Below are 18,545 nucleotides of genomic sequence, written 5' to 3'. Positions count from 1 at the left end.
CAACCGCGTCGAACCTCCAGAACCGCACCCCTGGAGGCTGTCCAACTCAGTCGTCCAGCATGACGAGAGCAGAGGCAGGGCCCGGGAAGCGCGCACCGTTGTCGGCCGGGGAGAGGGCGTGGTGCGGCGGCTGGTCGCCATCGTCGGCGTCCGTCAGTACCGCCGAGGGGAACGCCCATGATGTCTCCGCAGGCCATCGGGGTCTTCGGCGCCGCGACCACCCTCGCCCGGCACCGCGAACGCCCCGTACGCCGGAGTACCGGAAGAACATCGTCGTGCACGAGCTCGGCCATGCGCCGGGGCTCTGTCACAAGGCGGACTCCGCCGACTCCGTCCTGCGTGAGAACGCGAGCGACAAGGCCAACTACGTGAAGCTGTGGGGATGATGAAGCGCACCGTGCTCCTGCCGCTCGCCGGCGCCGTCGTGCTCGCGGCGTCTGCGACGACCGTCGCTGTGGTCCTCCAGGAGGGCGACGTCACCGTCTCGGCCGTCTGCGTGCCGATCATGGATACCGACCGGGACAAGGCCGGCGTCGTCGACCACGTCGCCGTGGTGACGGCCGGCGAGCAGTCCGGCCCCACCCACGGCAGCGACGGCGAGCAGCGGGTCACCGTGCGGGTCACGGTGGACGAGGTCCTGAAGGGGACGCTGCCCAAGACCATGCCCGTCACTCAGGGCGCCACCGAGCAGGCGCGCCCGGACCTCCTGCGGCAGCCGCTGGTGCCCGGTCACCGGTACGTCATCGGCGTGCTCGGCGGCCCGTCCGACGACACGCTGTCCGAGGCCCGCTCCGCGTTCTTCGCGACCAGCGCCGACGGCGTGCAACTACAGGCCGAGCGGGCACGATGGAAAGACGCCGTCGCCCACCAGAACCCGGAGCGCGTCGACCCCGGCTGTACCGACGTCGTCCACGTGCGATAGCCACAGACCAGTCCGTCTCGCCCTGGGGCCGCAGCGAGGGCCTGCGCCTCCTCTCTCGGTACCGGGGCACCCTTGTGCGGCCGTCCGGCGGTCACGGGGTCAGTTCCTGGACCACGCAAGCCCGGAGCCCCCCGACGCCTCGCACTGACGCCGTCGCACCCCTTGGCTGGAGCGCCTCGCCGGCTTGCTCGGGCAGCTGAAGGAGACCGCCGGCCTCTCCTGCCGCGCTCTCGGGGCCCACGAAGCTTGACCGGCTTGGGTCAGCCCCCGGGTTCAACCGGCGGAGTCGACGGCGTCAGGCCGGCTCGTCGTCGGCAGGGGCCCACTCTTCGCGGTATCCCGGGCGATCGGAGTATGCGGTCGCTGCGAGGACCCGCAGCGACCAGTCGTTGCTGTGGCTGTCGTGGTCCTGGGTCCCGGCGTGTTCCTGGTCGCGCCAGGCGGCGAGCAAGTCGCGGCGCATGGCGATGGTGCGGGCCGGCGAGTAAAGCGCGGCAAGCGGGTTGTCGGGGGACAGCCCTTCGGGAAGCCACGACCCGGGTGGCTGGTCTGCGGCTGCCACTTCGTCGGCGTCGATCTGCTCGTGCAGCCAGGTGATCAGTTCGGCAGTCATACCCCGCATGATCTCCCATGCCGATTGCGGTGTGTCGCTCAGGTTCCGCCCGTGACGCCGTCGACTCCGCCGGTTGAACCCGAAAGCTGACCGAGCCGGGCACACTTCGTTGAGACGCCGTCAAAGTCCGTTGAGGCGGATCGGTGCGGACAGCCGTCAGGGCGGAAGGGGGCCGTCGCCGCTACGGGTGGAGCACGGCATATCGCCGAAGGCGGAATCGACGACTCCACCGCCCTGTCCGCCGCCTTCGTACGTGACGGCCGCCTGGACGTCATCGCCCGCAACGCGCTCGGCCGCGCCCTGCACGCGCCGATGTTCGACAGCCCCACCACCGACGAACGCGGCCGCCCCGACTTCGCCCGCTACCACTTCCTCGACGCCGGCTCACACGACCTCTTCGTCGACCGGGACGCCGGCGCCGCCCACACCGTCGCCCTGCTGCGTGCCGAGGACGGCCGCGAGCCCCACGACCGGGCCTGCGCGAGCTGATCGGCGAGCTGCCCACCCTCAGCGTCGGCTTCCGCACCTGTGGGCCGCGCACGACGGCCGCATCCGCCACGAGGGCACCGAACGGCTGCGGCACCCCGAAGCCGGCCCCCTGGAGCTGACTCACCAGTCCGTGGACCTGCCCGTGTCCGGGTGAGCCGTGCACGACCTGAGCCCTCTGCACCGCCGAGCCGGACAGCTCCCCGAAGACCACCTCAAGCTCCTCGCCGGCCTCGCGGCGACCCGCTCCCGGGCGACGGAGCCCACCGACCGACTCGGCTGAGCCGCCCGTTCCGCGCGATACGCGGCTGCGCGATCCGCCGTACCGAGGCGGACAGCGGTTCCGGCACGACTTCCGCTGCCGGACGACGATCATCCAGTCGTCACGCGGTGTCAGTGCGTCCGTCCCGGGGGCCGAAGGCGGTGAGGGCGTCCGCGTCGGTTGCGCGGGCCCGGAGGAAGTAGTCGGCCCACTCGGTGATTCCTGGATAGTCCGAGTCGCGGGTGACCCGGGCGACGGCGGCCTCGACGTCGAAGTTCGTGGTCCGTAGTTCGACGCCCGGACCCAGGAGCGCCCAGTGGGCTCCGGTCCGCCCGTAGGGCATGCCGACGCTGCCGGGGTTGACGACGAGGCGGCCATGGGCGAGGCGGACGAAGGGCATGTGGGTGTGTCCGAGGACGACGGTGCGGATGTCGGCGTCGAGGTCACCGAACACGTCCTGCCAGCGGTCGAGGCGGGAGTCGACGAGGACGACTTCCTCGTCGTCCCGAGGGGTGGCGTGGCAGAACAGGACCTTCCCCATGCCCCGCAGGGTCAGGACGAGCGACCTCGGCAAGCGGGCGAGCAGGTCGAGGTGATCCCCGCGGAGCCGCTCGGCGGCCCATGGCGCGATGGGGTCCGGGACGGCGTCGCGTCGGCCGCGGCGGTGTTCGAGGAGTTCGCGGTCGGCGTTCCCGCTGATCCAGACGACGCGCTCCCCGAGCCCCGTCAGCAAGTCCAGGACCTGGGTCGGCTGCGGGCCGGCCGCGATGTCGCCGGTGAGCACGATGCGGTCCGCCGCGCGCACTTCCGGCTCGTCGAGCACCGCTTCCAGAGCGGGCAGGACTCCGTGGATGTCAGAGAGGACGGCTACTCGGCTCAGCATGGTCACCACTGTGCGATGACGCCCGGACGGAGAGGGAGCCAGTTCGCTTCTCGCGTAGCTCCGTCGTGGTGCCGGACCGCCGTCATGGGCGCTGTCTACCGGACGGCCCCGTCCGTCATGGGCCGATCGAACGGTGTGACGAGGGCGTGGTGGATCCGTCGCCGGGATCCTTGTGCGGTGTCCTTGATCCTGATGCGGTGCCCTTCGAGCCTTCGCCCGTCGTTCCTCGGACGGCCGCACGGAGCTCGCGGAGCCGCCGGGCGGGACGGGCGCCGTGGCGACGGCCGTGGGGCGGGGCGCGGGCTCGATGAGATGCGGACATCGCCCCCTCCGGGCAGAGTGGGGGAGGACCTTCCCTACCGAGGCGGTCCCCTTGGCCCTGAGCGCTGGAGACGGGACGAACCGATGCGAGGACTTTCGTGACGCCGGAGTGATCGATGTTCCGCAGACGGCCGGCCGACAGCAGCGAGGACCTTCTGGTCCGGCTCGGGTCGCTGACCGCCAGGGTGCGGGAGCTGGCCGAGACGCAGCGTTCCCGCGTCGAACTCGCCGTGGCCCTGCAGCGCGGCATGCTGCCCTCGGACCTTCCCCGCTTTCCGGGCGCCCGGCTGGCCGTCCGCTACGAGCCCGCCAACCACGGGCTCAACGTCGGCGGCGACTGGTACGACGCCTTCCCCCTGCCCGGCGGACGGATCGGCATGTCCATCGGCGACGTGCAGGGGCACAACATCGAGGCCGCCGCCTTCATGGGACAGGTCCGCGTGGGATTGCGCGCGCTGGCCTCCGTCACCGAAGACCCGGGAGAGCTGCTCGGTCGCACCAACGACCTGTTGATCTCTCTGGGCGCCGACCTCTTCGCCACCTGCACCTTCCTGCGGCTCGACCCCGCCGCCGGCACCCTGGAGTGCGCCCGGGCCGGTCACATCCCCCACATCTGGGCCACCGCCGACGGCCGCTCCGGCATCGACGACGGAGAGGGCGGGCCTCCGCTCGGCGTACTCCGCGGCGTCGACTACCCCACCACGCTCCACCGGCTCACCGCCGGCGGCGTCTTCGTCCTCCTGACCGACGGGGTGGTCGAGGGACCCTCGCTCCACCTCGACGACGGTTTGGACCGGGTGATGCGGCTCGCCGGGATCACCGCCGTCGCCGGGCTGGGCGTCGACGCGCTCGCCACCGCCGTCATGAGGCTGGCGGCCACGGTGGGGCACGAGGACGACGCGGCCGTCCTGGTCGTGGGCCATGACGGCGGAGCGGACCGGTCGCAGGACGAGGGCTGAAGAGAGAGGGGCGCGAAGGGGAGAGGGGGGCGTCCCTGGCAGGCCCCGTTCCTGGGCGGGCGTCCAGCGGCCTCCAGCGCGTGATCCGGCGGCATCGGACGGGAACCGCCCCGGTCCACCGGTGTCCCCGGGCGGATGTCGGAGCGGTCCGAGCTCGTGCCGTACGGGGGCGCCCGACACGCAGGGGCACCTTGCCCGGTCGTGGCGGCCTGGCCGGTGTCTGATGGCTGACGTGTTGGTCACTCGGCAGTTCCGGAGTTCCACGGAGGCGGCCCTGGCGTCGCTGGCCGTGGCAGTGTGCTACTACGCGGCCGGGCGGCTCGGCCTGCTGGGCCGCCTCGTCGTCGAGGGCGTGGTGGTCACCCCCATCTGGCCCCCCACCGGCGTCGCCGTCGCCGCCCTGCTGCTGCTCGGCGCGCGGGTCTGGCCCGGAGTCGCCCTCGGGTCCTTCCTCGTCATCGCCTCCCTCACCACCCCGGGGCCCACCACGCTGGTGACCGTGGCGAGCAACACCGTCGCACCGCTCTGCGCCTTCCTGCTGCTGAGGCGGGTCGGCTTCCGGCTCGACATGGCGCGGCTGCGGGACGGGCTCTCCCTGGTCTTCCTCGGCGGGTTCGGCGCCATGCTGATCAGTGCGACCGCGGGGGTCGGACTGCACGTGGCGACGGACTCCCTGGGCAGGAGCGAGTTCTGGTCCGTCTGGCTGGCCTGGTGGGTGGGCGACACGATGGGGGTGCTGCTCGTCGCCCCGCTTCTGCTCGTCCTCGGGAGGCCGGCCGGACGGTTCCGGGTACGGCGCTGGAAGGAAGCCGCCTTCCTGGGGCTGGCGACGCTGGTCCTCATGCCCATGGCCGTGCTCAGCCCGATGAGCATGCTGTTCCTCGTCTTCCCCCTGCTGATCTGGGCAGCGCTCCGTTTCCAGCTCGCCGGAAGCATGCTGTGCGCGCTCTTCGCCTCCGTGCTCACCACCTTCGAGGCGACCTCCGGGCGGGGGGCGTTCCTCCGTCTGTCGGATGTCGAGATCATGGTCAAGCTCCAGGCTTTCAACGGGTCCGCCGCCCTGACCGCCCTGCTCCTCGCCGCCGTCATCACCGAGCAGCGCGCGACCCGCCGGTCGGTGCGCCGCGCCTGCCAGGAGCTGGCGGAGGTCCTGGAACACCTCGCGGCGGGGGACCCCCCGCCGGGTCCGTCCGGCACTACCGGGAGCCGGACGGACCCGCCGGTCGAGCACCGGGATCCGTGACCCCCGTCCCGCCCCCCCCGAGTCCCGCCGCCCCGCACCGCGCCGGCTGGCGGGGCTCCGGCCGTCGGGGCGGCTGTACGCGGCCACGGCGGAGCGACCGGCGGGGGCGGGGCGGGCCGAGGTGGGGCGGGATGGCAGGACGCGGGGGCATCGCCATCACCCGGCGTGGGCCGGCGCCGGCGCCCGGGGAAGAAGCGGCGGTTCCCGGCGGTGAGTCCGGCCCGGTCGCGGGCTCGGTGATGACGGCGACGAGGACAGTGGCGCCGCCCGTGAAGACGGGGACCGGCCGCCGTGCGAGGAACCCTCCGGAGTGCCGCCCTGACCGGTCGTCGTACGCTCGGCGTCAGTTCCCGGGCGTCGGTTCGAAGCCGTCCTCCACTCCGGCCAGGAAGAACACCGGCCCGTCTGCCGACGGAACCCGCAGGGTCGCCTGCGCCATCAGAGGTTCGGTCCGCTCGGCGTGCTCATCCCACGAGTCCCGCAGATCGATGCGCGCCGGCATCCTTCCGGCGAAGGCGCGGTCCGTCAGGGGGCCGTCCGTGTCGTCGGTGCTGACGATCAGGTGCATGCCGAGTCTCGGCCCCTCCTCCGCGATCTGGTTCAGCGCCGTCACCACTTCCGGCGCCAGCCGCAGCACCTTCTGGAAGTCCTCCACGACGATGACCAGGCGCCGCAGGACGTGCGGGATGCCGTACTCGTCCGCTTCGTGTTCGAGCGTCCCGAAGTCCGAATCGTCGATGCCCTTCCCCAGGACGTCCCAGCGTTTCGTGACCTCCTGTCTGAGCTTCTCGCAGAACGAGAGGACGTGTGCGGGGCCCTCGCGCAGGCGGAGGAAGGAGGCACCGTGCACGACGTCCTCGAAGAGGGCGAGTCCGCTGCGTCCGTCGTAGTCCGCGCGAACCACTTCCAGCCCCGTCGGGTTCTGCCGCGTCAGCTGGTCCAGCACGCGGCGCAGGACGCTCCCGCGGATCGCGGCCGGAAGCCCGCGGAGCAGGAGGTGAGGACCGTGGCCCTGCCGGTGTCCGCTCTCCAGGTCCAGCCGCACGGGCTCCAGGTGGCGGTCCAGCCCGAGGTACACGGTCGTGCCGTGGCCCCTGAACTCGTCCTCCTCAAGAGAATCGAGCACCTGCAGCAAGCGCTCGGCGGACGGCCTGCGCCCGGGGTCCCTCCGCGTGCACTCCTCCAGAACGGTGATCCACTCGGCGGGGAGCCCAGCACGCAGCGCCTCCCGCGACCCGGCCAGGTGCTCCCCGGGCTCCGTGCCCGTCGCCGCTTGTAGGAGGATGACACCGAGGGCGTACACATCGGACGCACCGGTCGGTTCGGCGCCGGGCGCTTCCTGCTCCGGCGCCAGGTACCGGGCGTCCGGCGTGTAAGCGGCCCGGTGCGGGCTGGTCCTGCCGTCTATCGAGGCCGTCAGCCACCCGGTGATCTGGATCTCCCGCCCCGCGACGAGCACGCTGCGCGCCGTGAGCGACCCGTGGATCAGGCCGCTCTGGTGAGCGTAGGCCAGGCTCCTCGCGAGTCGGCGGGCGACGAAGAGCAGGCTTCCCCGGTGCAGGGCGCCGTGCCGCAGTACGAAGTCATGCAGGTTCGGTGCCGGTTCGGACTCGCCGTCCAGGGCGCATTCGACCGCGAGCCAGGGCCGGACACGGGTCGCGTCCCAGGCCAGCAGACGCGGTGCGTGATGGCCTTCCAGCCGCTTCAGCGCCGTCACCTCGGTCGTCACGAGGTCGACGGCGTACCGCGCGTTGCGCACCTCGGGCGTGCGGATGACGAGCACGCGGCCTTCGCCGTCGTGCGCCAGGAGCAGCCCGATGTCCGACCAGCCCCCCTCGTACTCGGCGAACACCTCGTACGGCAGGCCGCCCGGGCCTTCGTAGCGACGGTCGGTGACGGCCAGCCGGCGCCATCCCGTCGACTCCTCGTCGAAGACGAAGCCGTCCGGGAGCTCCCGCAGCTCGACGTGCGGGCTGGGGGATTCGGGTGCGGATTCCGGTTCCGGCGGGGCGATGCCGAGCCTGCGCCGGAGGGTCTCGTCGACCCGGCCGAAGGGCCTGCGGCTGCCCGATCCGACCCGCTCCGGGCCCTCGGAGTGAGGAAACCAGGCAGGGAACCCCGTCGACGCGTTCGGGAGTCCGCTGAGACGGGCCGTGACCTCCCGTGCCGTCCTGACCAGTTCGGAGGCCGGCACCGTGCCCAGCAGAACCGTGCGGATGTCCTCGGCGAAGTCGAAGGTCCTCTGGTGCGGGAGGTCGGCGGAGCCGTCGACGCCGTGGACGAGGCCGCCGAGGAAGACCTCCGCCAGGTGGGCCGTGTCGACGGACGGCCGCAGGGCGTGCTGGACGAGCCGCATCGCCGGGACGGGGAGCGGCGCCACGGCCGCCAGGTGTGCCGCGAGGCGGTACGCCTCCGGGGACGCCGAGGCCTTGAACCGCAGCACGGCCTCCTCCGCCCCGACGGACCCGGCGGACCCGACGGGCCGGGTGGACGTCCGTGCGCCGACGGCGGGGGCAGGCGTGTCCGGACCGGTCAGGAGCGGGAGCACCACGGTCTCTCCCGGGGAGCCGGTGAGCCGGGCCCAGGTGCCGATGTCGCTCCCCTCCGAGGAGAGCACCGGGACCGGGACGCCGTCGTAGGGGGCCAGTTCCGGCGGCAGGACGGGGTCCTCGACGTGCCAGGACCGGTTGGCCGCGCCCCTGCGGCGGGTCGTCACGCGCCAGGGCCGCGTGTCGATGCCCGAGCCTGCCCAGAGCCGCGGCGGGAGCGCGTGGAGGACGGCCACGGGTCCCGTCGACGCGGCGCGGTCGAGCTCCCTGTGCATCGTCCCGTCCCGCCAGGCCCGTCCGACGCCGTCGCTCACGATGAGGAGCAGGGTGTTGCCGGAGGGGTCGAGGACCGTGGACATCGGACGCGCCCCGTCGCTCCCGCCGTACGGACGGCCGGTCAGCCGGGGACCGCCGGGCGTGCGGCTGTCGAGGCCGTGGAGGCGTACGTCCCGGAAGGCGCCGGACCGCTCCATCAGGGCACGGACCTCGCCTGCGAGCCGCTGCCACAGGAGCATCGAGACGCCGTCGTCGACGAGCACCGCCAGGTCGAGCCAGCGGGTCCGCGCAGGACGGAGCACGGCGTCGGGGAGGCCGGTCTCGGCCATGGCGGAGACCGTCGCGTCGACGTCGAGTTCGGTGCGCAGCGCGTCGGGACGGAGCTGCCGCAGGGGGCGCAGGGCGCGCCCGATCCGGAGCTCCGCACCGTCGAGCGCCTTCATCTCCGGGACGCGTACGGCCATCGCGGACCGGTCGGAGGAGGCGGCCTGACCCGGCGGCACCGGGGCCCCGTGCAGCCCGTCCTCCTGCGGGGTGCGCGCTCCGCCGCCGGCCGTCGTGACGCCGGGGGCCGTCCCGTTCCGGTGGTCGTCCGGGGGAGGGTCCCGGTTCTCGTCCCCGCCCTCGGACAGCGGGGACGCGGCGGACCCGGCCGGGGCCGGAACCGCTGCCTCGGCGGCGGGTTCCGCGGCCCGGGCCAGCCGTGCCAGCGCGGTGGCCGCCGCCGGTGGCAACCGGGCCGCGAGCCACAGCGCGTCGCGGAGCTCCTCGGCGTCGAGGAGCTCGCCGTCACCGGACAGGGCGTCGCGCACCCGGTGCAGCATGGCCCCGGTCACAGGGTGCGCGCGAGCCGGTGCAGGACGGCGTCCAGCAGTCCGTCCGCGTCGAGTTCGACGCCGCCGCGCCGGAGGAAGACAGCGTTGAGGAGCTGGTCCGTCGCGAGCTCACCGCGTGCCCTGCGGGCGAGAAAGGCACGCATCAGGTCGTCGATCTCGGGCGTGCCGTGGGCTTCGGAACCGTCCTTCGGGCCGAGGTGGGCGGAGATGATGGCGCGCAGCCGGGTCTCGTCCGGTTCCGGCAGGTCGAGGCGGACGCAGCGGCGCAAGAAGGCCGGCGGGAAGTCCCGTTCGCCGTTGCTGGTGATGATGACGACGGGGAACTCGGAGCAGCGGACGCGGCCGCGGACGACCTCGGTCCACTTGCCGGAGTCGGCGGTCATCACGCGCACCGAGGACTGTTCCTCGGAGAGCCGGGCGAGCTCGGGGATCTCGAACTCGCCTTCCTCGAAGACGTTCAGGAGGTCGTTCGGCAGATCGACGTCGCCCTTGTCGAGTTCGTCGACGAGGAGCACGCGCGGCGTCCCCGATGCCACCAGGGCGGTGCCGAGCGGGCCGAGCCGCACGTACGAGCCGATGCCCGGGTCCGGTGGCGTGGAGCCGTCACCGCCGTGGGGTTCACGGCTCATGTTGGTCTCGCGGAGCCTGCCGATGGCGTCGTAGCGGTACAGCGCGTCCTGGAGCGTGGTGCGGCTGTTGACCGGCCAGTGCAGGACGGGACCGAGGGACAGCTCGTGGGCCACGGCGTACGCCAAGGACGACTTGCCCGTCCCGGGGTGTCCGGTGACGAGGAGCGGTCGGCGGAGCAGCAGTGCGGCATTGACGACGTCCGCCTCCTGGGGGCCGATCAGATAGGGCCGGTTGCGGTGGGAGGCGTCCGCCTCCCCGTCCGCTCCGCCTCCGAACCGCCGCCAGGGCGGGGCCTCGGGGAAGGTGATGGTCCTGGCGCGGCCGTCACCCTTGAACAACCGCCAGTCGGCGTCCTGTCCGTCGTCGGCCGGGTCCTGCTGCCCGTGGGGTTCGTGGGCCGTCATCGGGTGTCCGTCCTTCTCCGTGGTGCGGGGTCTCGATGGGTGTGGTGCGTCATGAGGGGTCGGCCAGCCGCAGCGGTCCTGGGAGCGCCAGTTCGCCTTCCTCCCAGATGAGGGCCGGCCGCGCCGCTCCGCCCGAGGCGGTGTACCGCGACATGCGGAACTCCTGAAGCCGTCGAGGGAGCCTGTCGAGGGGACCGGTGGGGTCGAGGGCGTCCATCAGGGGCGCGTCCTTGTACGACCCGGCGCCTCGGTCCCACAGCACGACGGGCACCCCCATGGCCAGGCACACGCGAAGGAGGTCGGGACGATGCTCCGGCGGCCCGTGGAGGACGACCCGCGCGGTGTCGCGGTGGGGCTCGTCCAGGAGTTTGTGCAGGCTCCTGACGTCGTGGCACGACTCGTCGACGACGAGTGTCCCGTCGCCCCCGACCGCCCAGCGCCTGCGCATCTCGCTCGCCGCCGTCAGGGTGCTGCCGGTCAGGTCGGGGCAGCGCAGCGCGACCCGGTAACGGCCGCCCAGCGGCGTGCCCTCTTCGGCGAGGTCGGGAAAGAGGTCCCCCAGTACGCTGCCCGCGTCCCACTCGTCGACGGGGATGTCCAGTCCGTCGGCCTTCACCACCACGTCGACGCGTATCGGAGCCTGACCGCTCGCCGCCCCGCTGCCGTCCGCCGTCTGGCGTATCAGCCGTCCGATCGCTCCCGGCTCCAGGGGGCCTTCCGGGGTGGCCACCGCCGTGCGCCCGCCGTCCTTGTGACCGAGCCAGACCTCGCACAGGAAGCGGTCCGGACCGGCGGCCCCCGCCCGGTGCAGCCGCACGATGACCTGAGTGACGGGCGACGGGACGCGGGCGGCCCACGCCTCGGCGTCCGCACGGCGTTCCGCGAGCGCGGCGACGCTGATGTCCAGGCGTCCGGCGACACGTTCGCACCAGTCGCGCAGCCGACGCCGTCGGTCCGGGTCGGCGACGGCGGCGGCCACGAACTCCGCGAGCCGCAGCAGCGCGGGGACGGGCAGGGAGCCGGCCGTGGCGCCGCGCCCGTCCGGGTACTCCTCCAGCGCCCGTACGACGGCGTCGACGTCCTTCACCGCCAGGCGGGGAGAGCGCGTCAGCGCTTCCGGGAGTTCCAGGAGCCGCAGTGCCTCCTGCGCCGCGCGCGGGATCAGCTCCGGCTCGTCCCCGGCGATCTCGAGCAGGGCGGTGTGCAGCTGCTTGTGCTCGGTGACGGAGAGCAGGCTGACGGCGGGCTCGACGCGGCCGAGCGCCAGCAGGCCGTTCAGCGCCGCGCGCTCGCCGCCGTGGCGGCCGACCACGGGAGCCAGTGACTCCGTCAGGGTGGCCAGTGCCCGCTCCTCGGTGAGCAGCAGCGTGGCCAGCTCGTCCAGGGCGGGCGCGGACCGCTCGCCCCCCGAGGGCGCCTCCAGGCCGAGGCGGGCGGCGAGGTCCCTGCAGTGGTCGGCACGGCGCGCCGTGTCGTCCAGCAGGGCCCGCAGCGGCGGGACCATCTGGCGTACGGAGTCCTCGGCCGGTCCCGTGGGGGCGAGGTGATCCGCTGCGACGACTTCGCATCCGGCGAGGACGTCGTGTGCGCCCGCCAGGGTCAGGCGCTCCCGTACCGTCTGCCAGGGCACCGCCCAGCTGCGCCGGACGGTCTCCTGCGCCCGCAAAGGGCCCTGGCCGGACGTCACCTGGGCGATGACGAGCCCGGCGACGGTGCGGTCGGACTTCACCCACAGGGGGCCGCCGCTGTAGCCGGGGCCGATGGCGGCGCCGGTCAGGGAACCGTCGAGGTAGCAGCCGGGGCCGTCCCGGAAGCCGGCCACGGTGTCGGCGTAGGTGACGCCGACACCGCCGCCGTGCCAGGCGCGGAGTTCCAGCCCCTCGGTCATGTCCCGCCACACCACGGGGGCGGCCCACTCGGGAGCCGTCTCCTCCAGTTCGAGCACCGCCAGATCGCCGTCCCACACGACGTCGCCGGGTCGCGGCTCGGGCGCCATCCAGACCGACAGCCGGGCCCGGCCGTACCGAGAGGGCCTGCCGGAGCCGTGGAAGGCGATCTCCAGAGGCTTCTCCTCGGTGGGGCGTTCGGCGTGGAGCAGGTCCCGCCCCATCGCGTCGTTGACGACGTGTGCGCAGGTCAGCAGGTGGTTCGGCGAGAGGAGCGCGGCGGCTCCTGCCGCCTTTTCGCCGCCCTCGCGCAGCAGCGCGGCGTAGGAGACCGGCGCTGCCGGCCGGCTGAACCAGCCCATCGGCTACGCCGGAGAGGCGTCGCCGGTGCCCTGGTTCTGCCAGGTGGCGCTGACGGTCATGGTCGCCTGGCCGTTGGCGCCGACGATCCCGAGCTTGAGGTCCTGGCCGATCTGGATGCCGAACTCGACCGTCAGCTCCTGGGGCGGGTGCGCGGTGGCGGTGACCGCGGTGTGGACCTCTTCGAGCAGCGGGCCGAGCGGCCGGAGGGCGGACTGGAGCACGTCCTGGGCGAGCACGGCGGCCCGTCGGCCGCGGGCGACCGGGATGACGGCCCCGAAGCCTTCCGGCAGGTCGGCGGAGTCGTCGGAGGGGCCGGCGGGCGTGAGCGCGGGGGCCGGCTCTCCGACGCCGGCGAGTTCCACGCGGATCGCGGCACCGGCGAGTTCGAGTTCGAGGTGGTCGGGCATGCGCCACATTGTGCACGAGCGACGCGACCGTGCCGAACTTCCCCCGGATTCCGGGAAAAGTCCGTCAGAACGAGGGCCTGCGGACGTACATGACGGCCTTCGTCGAGACGCCGGAACCGACCGTTCTCCTCGGGCGTCGACGAACTCCGCCACCTGCGCGACCTCGGCGTCGGTCAGTTCGCCGTCTCCGACGCGCACGACCACCACGAGGGCGCCATCGACGTCTACGGCACCGGCATCGCCCCGTCCCCTTCGCTTCCCGGCGGTGACGTCCCGCGACGCCGGCCGGGGCGTGCGGCGCGTGTCGTCGTGGGGGCCACGTGAGCTCCGGCACCCGGAAGAGGACCGGAGGCCGTCGGCTCGTGGTTCGGGGGCGCCGGGCAACCGGGGTGGACGGACGGGCTCCTCGGTCGGGCCCGCTCCAGTCGAAGGGGAAGTGCTTGCCCGGCTTCCCGGCGCGTTCCCAGGACTGCTCCCCGCTCACGTGGGGATGGTCCCACCGCCTAGAAGGTCACGCGGACGGTCAGACCGCCTGCCTCCTCCGGGTTGGGCGTGGCCCCCGCCCCACCCCCGGTCCGGAGTTCGCACCGCACCCCACCGCGGACCTCGGCCCCCGTCCTACCCCCGGTCCGGAGCCCGCACCGCACCCCGGCCCGGTCGCGGTCCCTGTCCGCGCCCCCGGCCGGCCGCCGGTCGTCGAGCTCAGCGGCGTCGTGAAGGAGTACGCGGGCGGCGTCCGCGCGCTCGACGGCGTCGACCTCACCATCGGCGCGGGCGAACTCGTCGGCATCGTCGGCCCCTCGGGCTCCGGCAAGTCGACCCTGCTCCACATCGTCGGCACCCTCGACCGCCCCACCTCGGGAAGGGTCGCGATCGCCGGCCACGACGTCGCGAGGCTCACCGACCGCCGCCTCTCGGCCCTGCGCGCCCGCCACATCGGCTTCGTTTTCCAGGCATTCCACCTGGCCCCGGGCCTCAGCGCCGTCGAGAACGTCGCCGAGGGGCTGCTCTACTCCGGCCTGCCCCGGGCTCGGCGCCCGGCGCTGGCCGCCGGGGCACTGGCCCGGGTCGGCCTCGCCGACCGGATGCGGCACCGGCCGCACGAGCTGTCGGGCGGTCAGAAGCAGCGCGTCGCCATCGCCCGCGCCCTCGTCGGGCAGCCCGACCTGCTCCTCGCCGACGAACCCACCGGCGCGCTGGACACGGCGTCGGGCGGGGCCGTCATGGAGCTGCCGCACGCCCTGAACGACGAGGGTGCCACGATCGCGGTCATCACCCACGACACCGAGATCGCGCAGCGGCTGCCGAGGCAGGTCCGCATCCGCGACGGCCGGGTCGTCGCGGACTCGACCCGGGGAAAGGTCGTGCTCTGATGCCCGGCAGACGCGAACGAGCAGCGCTCCCTGCGGCCGCGCAACAGACGGGCGCGTCCCCGGCGGCCGCGCGGCAGACGGGCGACCGGCAAGCCGCCGTGCTCAGGGCCCGCCGCCTCGGCCCCCGCGACGTGCTGCACGTCGGCTCGGCGGGACTGCGCAGCCGACCCGTACGGGTGGTGCTGTCGGCGCTCGGGATCGCCATCGGCATCGCGACCATGATCGCGGTCGTCGGCATCTCGGCCTCCAGCCAGGCGCAGCTGCTCCAGCGGCTCGACGCGCTGGGCACGAACATGCTGGTCGCCAAGCCCGGCGAGGGGATGTTCAGCGGTCAGGAGGTGAGACTGCCCAAGGACGCCGTCGGGATGGTCGGCCGCATCGAGGGCGTGGAGGAGGCCGGCGCGACCGGAGACCTCAGGCACTCGGTGCGCCGCTCGCGGCTGATCCCTGAGGAGGAGACGGGCGGCATCGCGGTGAAGGCGGCGACGGAGGGGCTGCTCGACGTGCTGCGCGGCACCCTGGCCTCCGGCAGTCGGCTGAACGCCGCCACCGGCCGCTACCCCTCCGTCGTCCTCGGGCACGTCGCCGCGGAACGGCTCGGCATCGACCGGCCGGGGCGTCAGGTCTGGATCGACGACCGGTACTTCACCGTCGTCGGCATCCTCGACCCGCTGCCGCTCGCCCCCGAGATCGAGCGCTCCGCCCTCGTCGGCTGGGACGCGGCGCAACGACTGCTGGGCTTCGACGGGCATCCCACCTCGGTGTACGAACGGTCCACGGACGCCTCCGTCCGGCAGGTCCAGCGGCTGCTCGCCCCGACGATCGATCCGCGAAACCCGCAGGACGTCGCCGTGAGCGACCCGTCCGAGGCGCTCAAGGCGAAGGCGGCGACGGAGGGGGCGTTCTCCACCCTCCTCCTGGGCCTGGGCGGGATCGCCCTGGTGGTGGGGGGCGTCGGGGTCGCCAACACCATGATCATCTCGGTCCTGGAGCGGCGGCACGAGATCGGACTGCGCCGCTCGCTCAGCGCGACGCGGGGCCAGATCCGCATCCAGTTCGCACGGAGTCCCTGATGCTCTCGGGCCTCGGCGGCATCGCCGGGGTGGCCCTGGGCGCGGCGGCGACGGCCGTGCACGCCTCCGCCGGGGGGCTTCCCTGGGTCGTCCCGCCCTGGGTGGCCGGAGCCGGCTTCGTCGCGACGCTCGCGATCGGTACGGCGGCCGGCCTGTACCCGGCGGTCCGCGCCGCCCGCCAGTCACCGACGCTGGCCCTGGCGGCGGCGTAACGGACGACCGGTGGCCCGCGACGGCCCGGCGGGCGAACGCCGGGCCGTCGCGGGCCGCGACGTTCCAGGGCCGGGAGGACGGTGGGCCGGAGAGACGAGGGCCCGGCGGAAGAGACGGTCCGCCGGACTTCCCGGTCCGCCGGACCTTCCCACCCTCCGGACCCTCCAGTCGGTCAGCCCGTCAGCCCGTCAGCCCGTCAGCCCGTCAGTCCGCCGGTCCGCCGGCCGGGACGGCGGTACGGCCGCCGGCGGCTCCCGGAACCAGCGGACCGGGCCCTCGGTGAGCCAGGATCCGTCCCCGAGTGGGTGGATGTCGTAGGAATGGGCGGCCTCGACGGCCAGCGGCTCGCTGCCGACCGTGCCGGTGGACACGTCGACGAGGTGGAACCGGAACCAGTCCTCCCCGTCGTCGGTCTCGCCGGCGAGGGTGACCACGGCCGTGTCCGGTGTCAGATAGCCGCCGCTCCACTCCACGGCGGTCTCGTCCGGGTCGTACCCGAAGGCCTCGACCGGGAGGGTGAGGAGCACCTCGCCGTCGGGGTGGCGGTGGAAGGCGACGTCCGCCTGCTCGTGGTCGACGGTCATGAACTGCTCACCGCCGGGGGCGAGGGCGATCAGGCAGCGGTCCGGCCAGGGGTATTCGGTGAACTCCACGGCCCCGTCGCCGCCGGCCACGCCGCGGAGGACGACCGTACCGTCCTGGCCCTCACCGATGTCGAGGTAGACGCTGCCGTCCACGGGGTGCACGTGGTGGAAGCCGCCGTGCCCCGCCGTCCGGACCTCCCGGCGGGCGAGGACCGCCCCGCTCCCGGCGTCGTGCACGACCCACTGGTCCACGTCGGCGCGGCCCGCCATCGCGCCCGGCCGGTAGACCCAGACGGTCCGGCCGTCGAGGGAGAGCGCGCAGCCGGGCTGGTGGCCGTGGCGGACGTCGGAACGGGGAGCGAACCCGGACTCCCACAGCAGGCCGCCTGAGCGGTCGAGGCAGACGACCCGGTGCGGAGTGGTGTAGACGACGCGCTCAAGGTCCGGCCGGACCGCCGACCCCGTCACCTCGTCGCCGTCCAGCGGCCGGAACACCGCGGCGGGCCGCAGCCTCCCGGCGACGCCGTCCTCGACCGGATAGGCACGGATCCCGTCGCCGTGGTGACGGGTGATGACCTTCGGGAACCGCACGGGAATCATCCGCCGAGGCTATCCCGTGCCGGACGCCTGTTGATCTTTCGAGGAAGGTGGACGAGGCTGCCGGTCGTACGCGGACGACGGCCGCCCACGAGGGACACCGGACGGAAGACCGGTGGAACGGTGGAACGGTTGGAGGCCGAACCGTTCACGGACGGCGGCAACGACGCCGTGGTGCGGCTGCCGGGCCGCGGGTTCCCCGGGCTCCTGACACAGGGGGACTCCCTCGGCGCCCTGCGGCCGGACGTCGCCGCACTCGTCGAAGTGACCGGCGCCGCCGTACGGCGGTCGTCGACGGGCGGCCGGTTCACCGCAGTGGTTGCCTGGCTGCGAGATGTCTCCTCGCGAAAGGCACGGCTGTGACTTCTGAGTCCGTCCCGCAGTACACGGTCCCCGGCATGTCGCCCCAGGACAGCAGCAGCATCGTCACGCTCCTCCAGCGGCGCCTGCACGCACTGAACGATCTTGCTCTGACGCTCAAGCACATCCACTGGAACGTCGTCGGCCCGCACTTCATCGCGGTTCACGAGATGATCGACCCGCAGGTCGACCAGGTCCGGGCCATGACCGACGACCTCGCTGAACGGATCGCCACTCTCGGCGGCGAGCCCCAGGGCACCCCGGGCGCCCTGGTCGCGGACCGTACCTGGGACGACTACTCCATCGGCCGGGCCGAAGCCGTCGCGCACCTGGGCGCCCTCGACCTCGTCTACACCGGAGTCGTCAAGGACCACCGGGAGGCCATGCAGGCCACCGAAACCTCCGATCCCGTCACCCAGGACATGCTCATCGAACAACTGCGCGGCCTGGAGCTTTTCCAGTGGTTCGTGCGCGCCCATCTGGAAAGCAGCGGCGGGGCCCTGAGCACCGCTCGCGCGGCGACCGAGCGGGCGGCGGCGGACCAGGCGGCGGAGCAGGCGCGCAACCAGCCCTGACCCGCACGGCGGCCGGCGGCTCCCCGTCCGGAGTGAGACGCGCACAGCCGTCCGGAGCCAGGGGTGTCGAGATTCCGGCCGGTGGCTGTGGCTTCCCGGTCGTCCCGGTCGAGCCCTCGCCCCGGAACGAACGCATCAGCGAGTTCGAGGAAGCGGTCAACATGCCGCCGGGTGAACTGGAGAAGTGGCTGGAGGCGGAGGAGTCGAAAAGCGTCGGGCAGAGCACGGGCGGCGGCGAGAGCGTCGGACACGCCTCCGGACGGCGCGTCGTCGAACTCCTCCGCACCAAGAAGAACGACCTCACCGAGGACGACATCGCCCACATGCGCAAGGTCACCGGCTACATCCACCGTCATCTCGCGCAACGCCCCACCGGGGACGTCACCGGTACCCCGTGGCGCCACTCCCTCATGAACTGGGGGCATGACCCACTCTGACCCCATGGCAGCCGGGCGCGCCCAGGCTCCGCGACTCCGCCGGCCGCGCGCACAGCTGACACGGGAGCGTCCGGTGGGGGCGGGCGGATCCACCCCCCACCGGCTCCGCCGGGAGATCCGGTGGCGTGCCTGTCGGCATCGCCCCTTCGCCCCCCCGCGCCGGTCCGCCGTTCTCTGCCGGAAGTCCGGGGCGCCGCTGTCGCCCATACCCCGGGTGCTCCTCCGGGTGAGTAACGTCTAACTCCAAACTGGTCTTGCGAGCCCCTTCTGTAACATACGATACTTCAGGTCAT

At 73.3% G+C, this 18,545-nt stretch carries 17 protein-coding genes and 1 pseudogene; 11 read left to right on the top strand and 7 right to left on the bottom strand.

The genetic code is table 11. The annotated features are described in order from the left end of the window. Positions 1 to 382 precede the first annotated feature (382 nt). Complete coding sequence (locus ACF1ED_RS07565; RefSeq protein ID WP_391757586.1) at positions 383 to 922, top strand: hypothetical protein; 540 nt, start codon at positions 383 to 385, stop codon at positions 920 to 922. A gap of 295 nt (positions 923 to 1,217) precedes the next feature. Here ACF1ED_RS07565 and ACF1ED_RS07560 read toward each other — a convergent pair whose 3' ends face one another. Next, positions 1,218 to 1,535: a DUF6221 family protein gene (locus tag ACF1ED_RS07560; protein ID WP_391757584.1), complete on the bottom strand. Its 318-nt coding sequence runs from the start codon at positions 1,533 to 1,535 to the stop codon at positions 1,218 to 1,220. Between the two features lie 201 nt (positions 1,536 to 1,736). Between ACF1ED_RS07560 and ACF1ED_RS07555 the strand changes: the two genes are divergently transcribed. Genes ACF1ED_RS07555 through ACF1ED_RS07545 form a run of 3 tightly spaced genes read left to right on the top strand, consistent with a single transcriptional unit; the run spans position 1,737 to position 2,304 of the window. Beyond that, positions 1,737 to 2,024 carry a hypothetical protein gene (locus ACF1ED_RS07555; RefSeq protein ID WP_391758715.1) on the top strand — a complete coding sequence of 96 codons (288 nt, stop codon included), beginning with the start codon at positions 1,737 to 1,739 and terminating at the stop codon, positions 2,022 to 2,024. Further along, on the top strand, positions 1,978 to 2,178 hold the full coding sequence (locus tag ACF1ED_RS07550) for a hypothetical protein (RefSeq protein WP_391757582.1): 201 nt from the start codon (positions 1,978 to 1,980) through the stop codon (positions 2,176 to 2,178). The genes ACF1ED_RS07555 and ACF1ED_RS07550 overlap by 47 nt, the downstream gene beginning before the upstream one ends. Before the next feature lie 3 nt (positions 2,179 to 2,181). Beyond that, positions 2,182 to 2,304, top strand: a complete 123-nt coding sequence (locus ACF1ED_RS07545; protein WP_391757580.1) for a hypothetical protein — start codon at positions 2,182 to 2,184, stop codon at positions 2,302 to 2,304. Between the two features lie 100 nt (positions 2,305 to 2,404). Here ACF1ED_RS07545 and ACF1ED_RS07540 read toward each other — a convergent pair whose 3' ends face one another. Further along, positions 2,405 to 3,166, bottom strand: coding sequence for a metallophosphoesterase family protein (locus tag ACF1ED_RS07540; protein WP_391757578.1), 762 nt, complete (start codon positions 3,164 to 3,166; stop codon positions 2,405 to 2,407). A 437-nt stretch (positions 3,167 to 3,603) separates the two neighbouring features. Here ACF1ED_RS07540 and ACF1ED_RS07535 point away from each other — a divergent pair, with 437 nt between their 5' ends. After that, positions 3,604 to 4,446 carry a PP2C family protein-serine/threonine phosphatase gene (locus tag ACF1ED_RS07535; RefSeq protein WP_391757576.1) on the top strand — a complete coding sequence of 281 codons (843 nt, stop codon included), beginning with the start codon at positions 3,604 to 3,606 and terminating at the stop codon, positions 4,444 to 4,446. A 223-nt stretch (positions 4,447 to 4,669) separates the two neighbouring features. Then, on the top strand, positions 4,670 to 5,689 hold the full coding sequence (locus tag ACF1ED_RS07530) for an MASE1 domain-containing protein (RefSeq protein ID WP_391757574.1): 1,020 nt from the start codon (positions 4,670 to 4,672) through the stop codon (positions 5,687 to 5,689). A 343-nt stretch (positions 5,690 to 6,032) separates the two neighbouring features. Here ACF1ED_RS07530 and ACF1ED_RS07525 read toward each other — a convergent pair whose 3' ends face one another. The 4 genes from ACF1ED_RS07525 to ACF1ED_RS07510 are packed head-to-tail and all read right to left on the bottom strand — an operon-like array spanning position 6,033 to position 13,040. Further along, positions 6,033 to 9,326, bottom strand: coding sequence for an SAV_2336 N-terminal domain-related protein (locus tag ACF1ED_RS07525; RefSeq protein ID WP_391757572.1), 3,294 nt, complete (start codon positions 9,324 to 9,326; stop codon positions 6,033 to 6,035). A gap of 20 nt (positions 9,327 to 9,346) precedes the next feature. Then, positions 9,347 to 10,384 carry an AAA family ATPase gene (locus ACF1ED_RS07520; RefSeq protein ID WP_391757570.1) on the bottom strand — a complete coding sequence of 346 codons (1,038 nt, stop codon included), beginning with the start codon at positions 10,382 to 10,384 and terminating at the stop codon, positions 9,347 to 9,349. 49 nt (positions 10,385 to 10,433) lie between these two features. Further along, positions 10,434 to 12,632: a hypothetical protein gene (locus ACF1ED_RS07515; protein ID WP_391757568.1), complete on the bottom strand. Its 2,199-nt coding sequence runs from the start codon at positions 12,630 to 12,632 to the stop codon at positions 10,434 to 10,436. Positions 12,633 to 12,635: 3 nt separating this feature from the next. Continuing rightward, positions 12,636 to 13,040 (bottom strand): CU044_2847 family protein, encoded by a 405-nt coding sequence (locus ACF1ED_RS07510; protein WP_391757566.1) that lies wholly within the window; start codon positions 13,038 to 13,040, stop codon positions 12,636 to 12,638. Between the two features lie 713 nt (positions 13,041 to 13,753). Between ACF1ED_RS07510 and ACF1ED_RS07505 the strand changes: the two genes are divergently transcribed. Beyond that, positions 13,754 to 14,413 (top strand): ABC transporter ATP-binding protein, encoded by a 660-nt coding sequence (locus ACF1ED_RS07505; protein WP_391757564.1) that lies wholly within the window; start codon positions 13,754 to 13,756, stop codon positions 14,411 to 14,413. Further along, positions 14,413 to 15,698 (top strand): annotated as a pseudogene (locus ACF1ED_RS07500) (ABC transporter permease). The gene ACF1ED_RS07505 and the pseudogene ACF1ED_RS07500 overlap by 1 nt, the downstream one beginning before the upstream one ends. A 189-nt stretch (positions 15,699 to 15,887) precedes the next feature. Here ACF1ED_RS07500 and ACF1ED_RS07495 read toward each other — a convergent pair. Next, on the bottom strand, positions 15,888 to 16,883 hold the full coding sequence (locus ACF1ED_RS07495; RefSeq protein WP_391757562.1) for a hypothetical protein: 996 nt from the start codon (positions 16,881 to 16,883) through the stop codon (positions 15,888 to 15,890). A gap of 120 nt (positions 16,884 to 17,003) precedes the next feature. On the opposite strand from ACF1ED_RS07495, the gene ACF1ED_RS07490 reads away from it, so the two are divergent. The 3 genes from ACF1ED_RS07490 to ACF1ED_RS07480 all read left to right on the top strand — a co-directional run bounded on the left by ACF1ED_RS07490 (position 17,004) and on the right by ACF1ED_RS07480 (position 18,252). After that, a complete protein-coding gene (locus ACF1ED_RS07490) occupies positions 17,004 to 17,243 on the top strand; it encodes a DUF6959 family protein (protein ID WP_391757561.1) in 240 nt (79 codons plus the stop codon). 35 nt (positions 17,244 to 17,278) lie between these two features. Further along, on the top strand, positions 17,279 to 17,815 hold the full coding sequence (locus ACF1ED_RS07485; RefSeq protein ID WP_391758713.1) for a Dps family protein: 537 nt from the start codon (positions 17,279 to 17,281) through the stop codon (positions 17,813 to 17,815). Positions 17,816 to 17,949: 134 nt separating this feature from the next. Continuing rightward, on the top strand, positions 17,950 to 18,252 hold the full coding sequence (locus ACF1ED_RS07480; RefSeq protein WP_391758711.1) for a DUF3140 domain-containing protein: 303 nt from the start codon (positions 17,950 to 17,952) through the stop codon (positions 18,250 to 18,252). The last annotated feature ends 293 nt before the right edge of the window (positions 18,253 to 18,545 follow it).

Origin of the sequence: Streptomyces sp. NPDC014656 (assembly GCF_043084305.1) — a bacterium.
Lineage (GTDB): Bacteria > Actinomycetota > Actinomycetes > Streptomycetales > Streptomycetaceae > Streptomyces.
The sequence above is the reverse complement of the archived record's forward strand: the minus strand, read 5'-3'. Positions and strand labels throughout refer to the sequence as shown.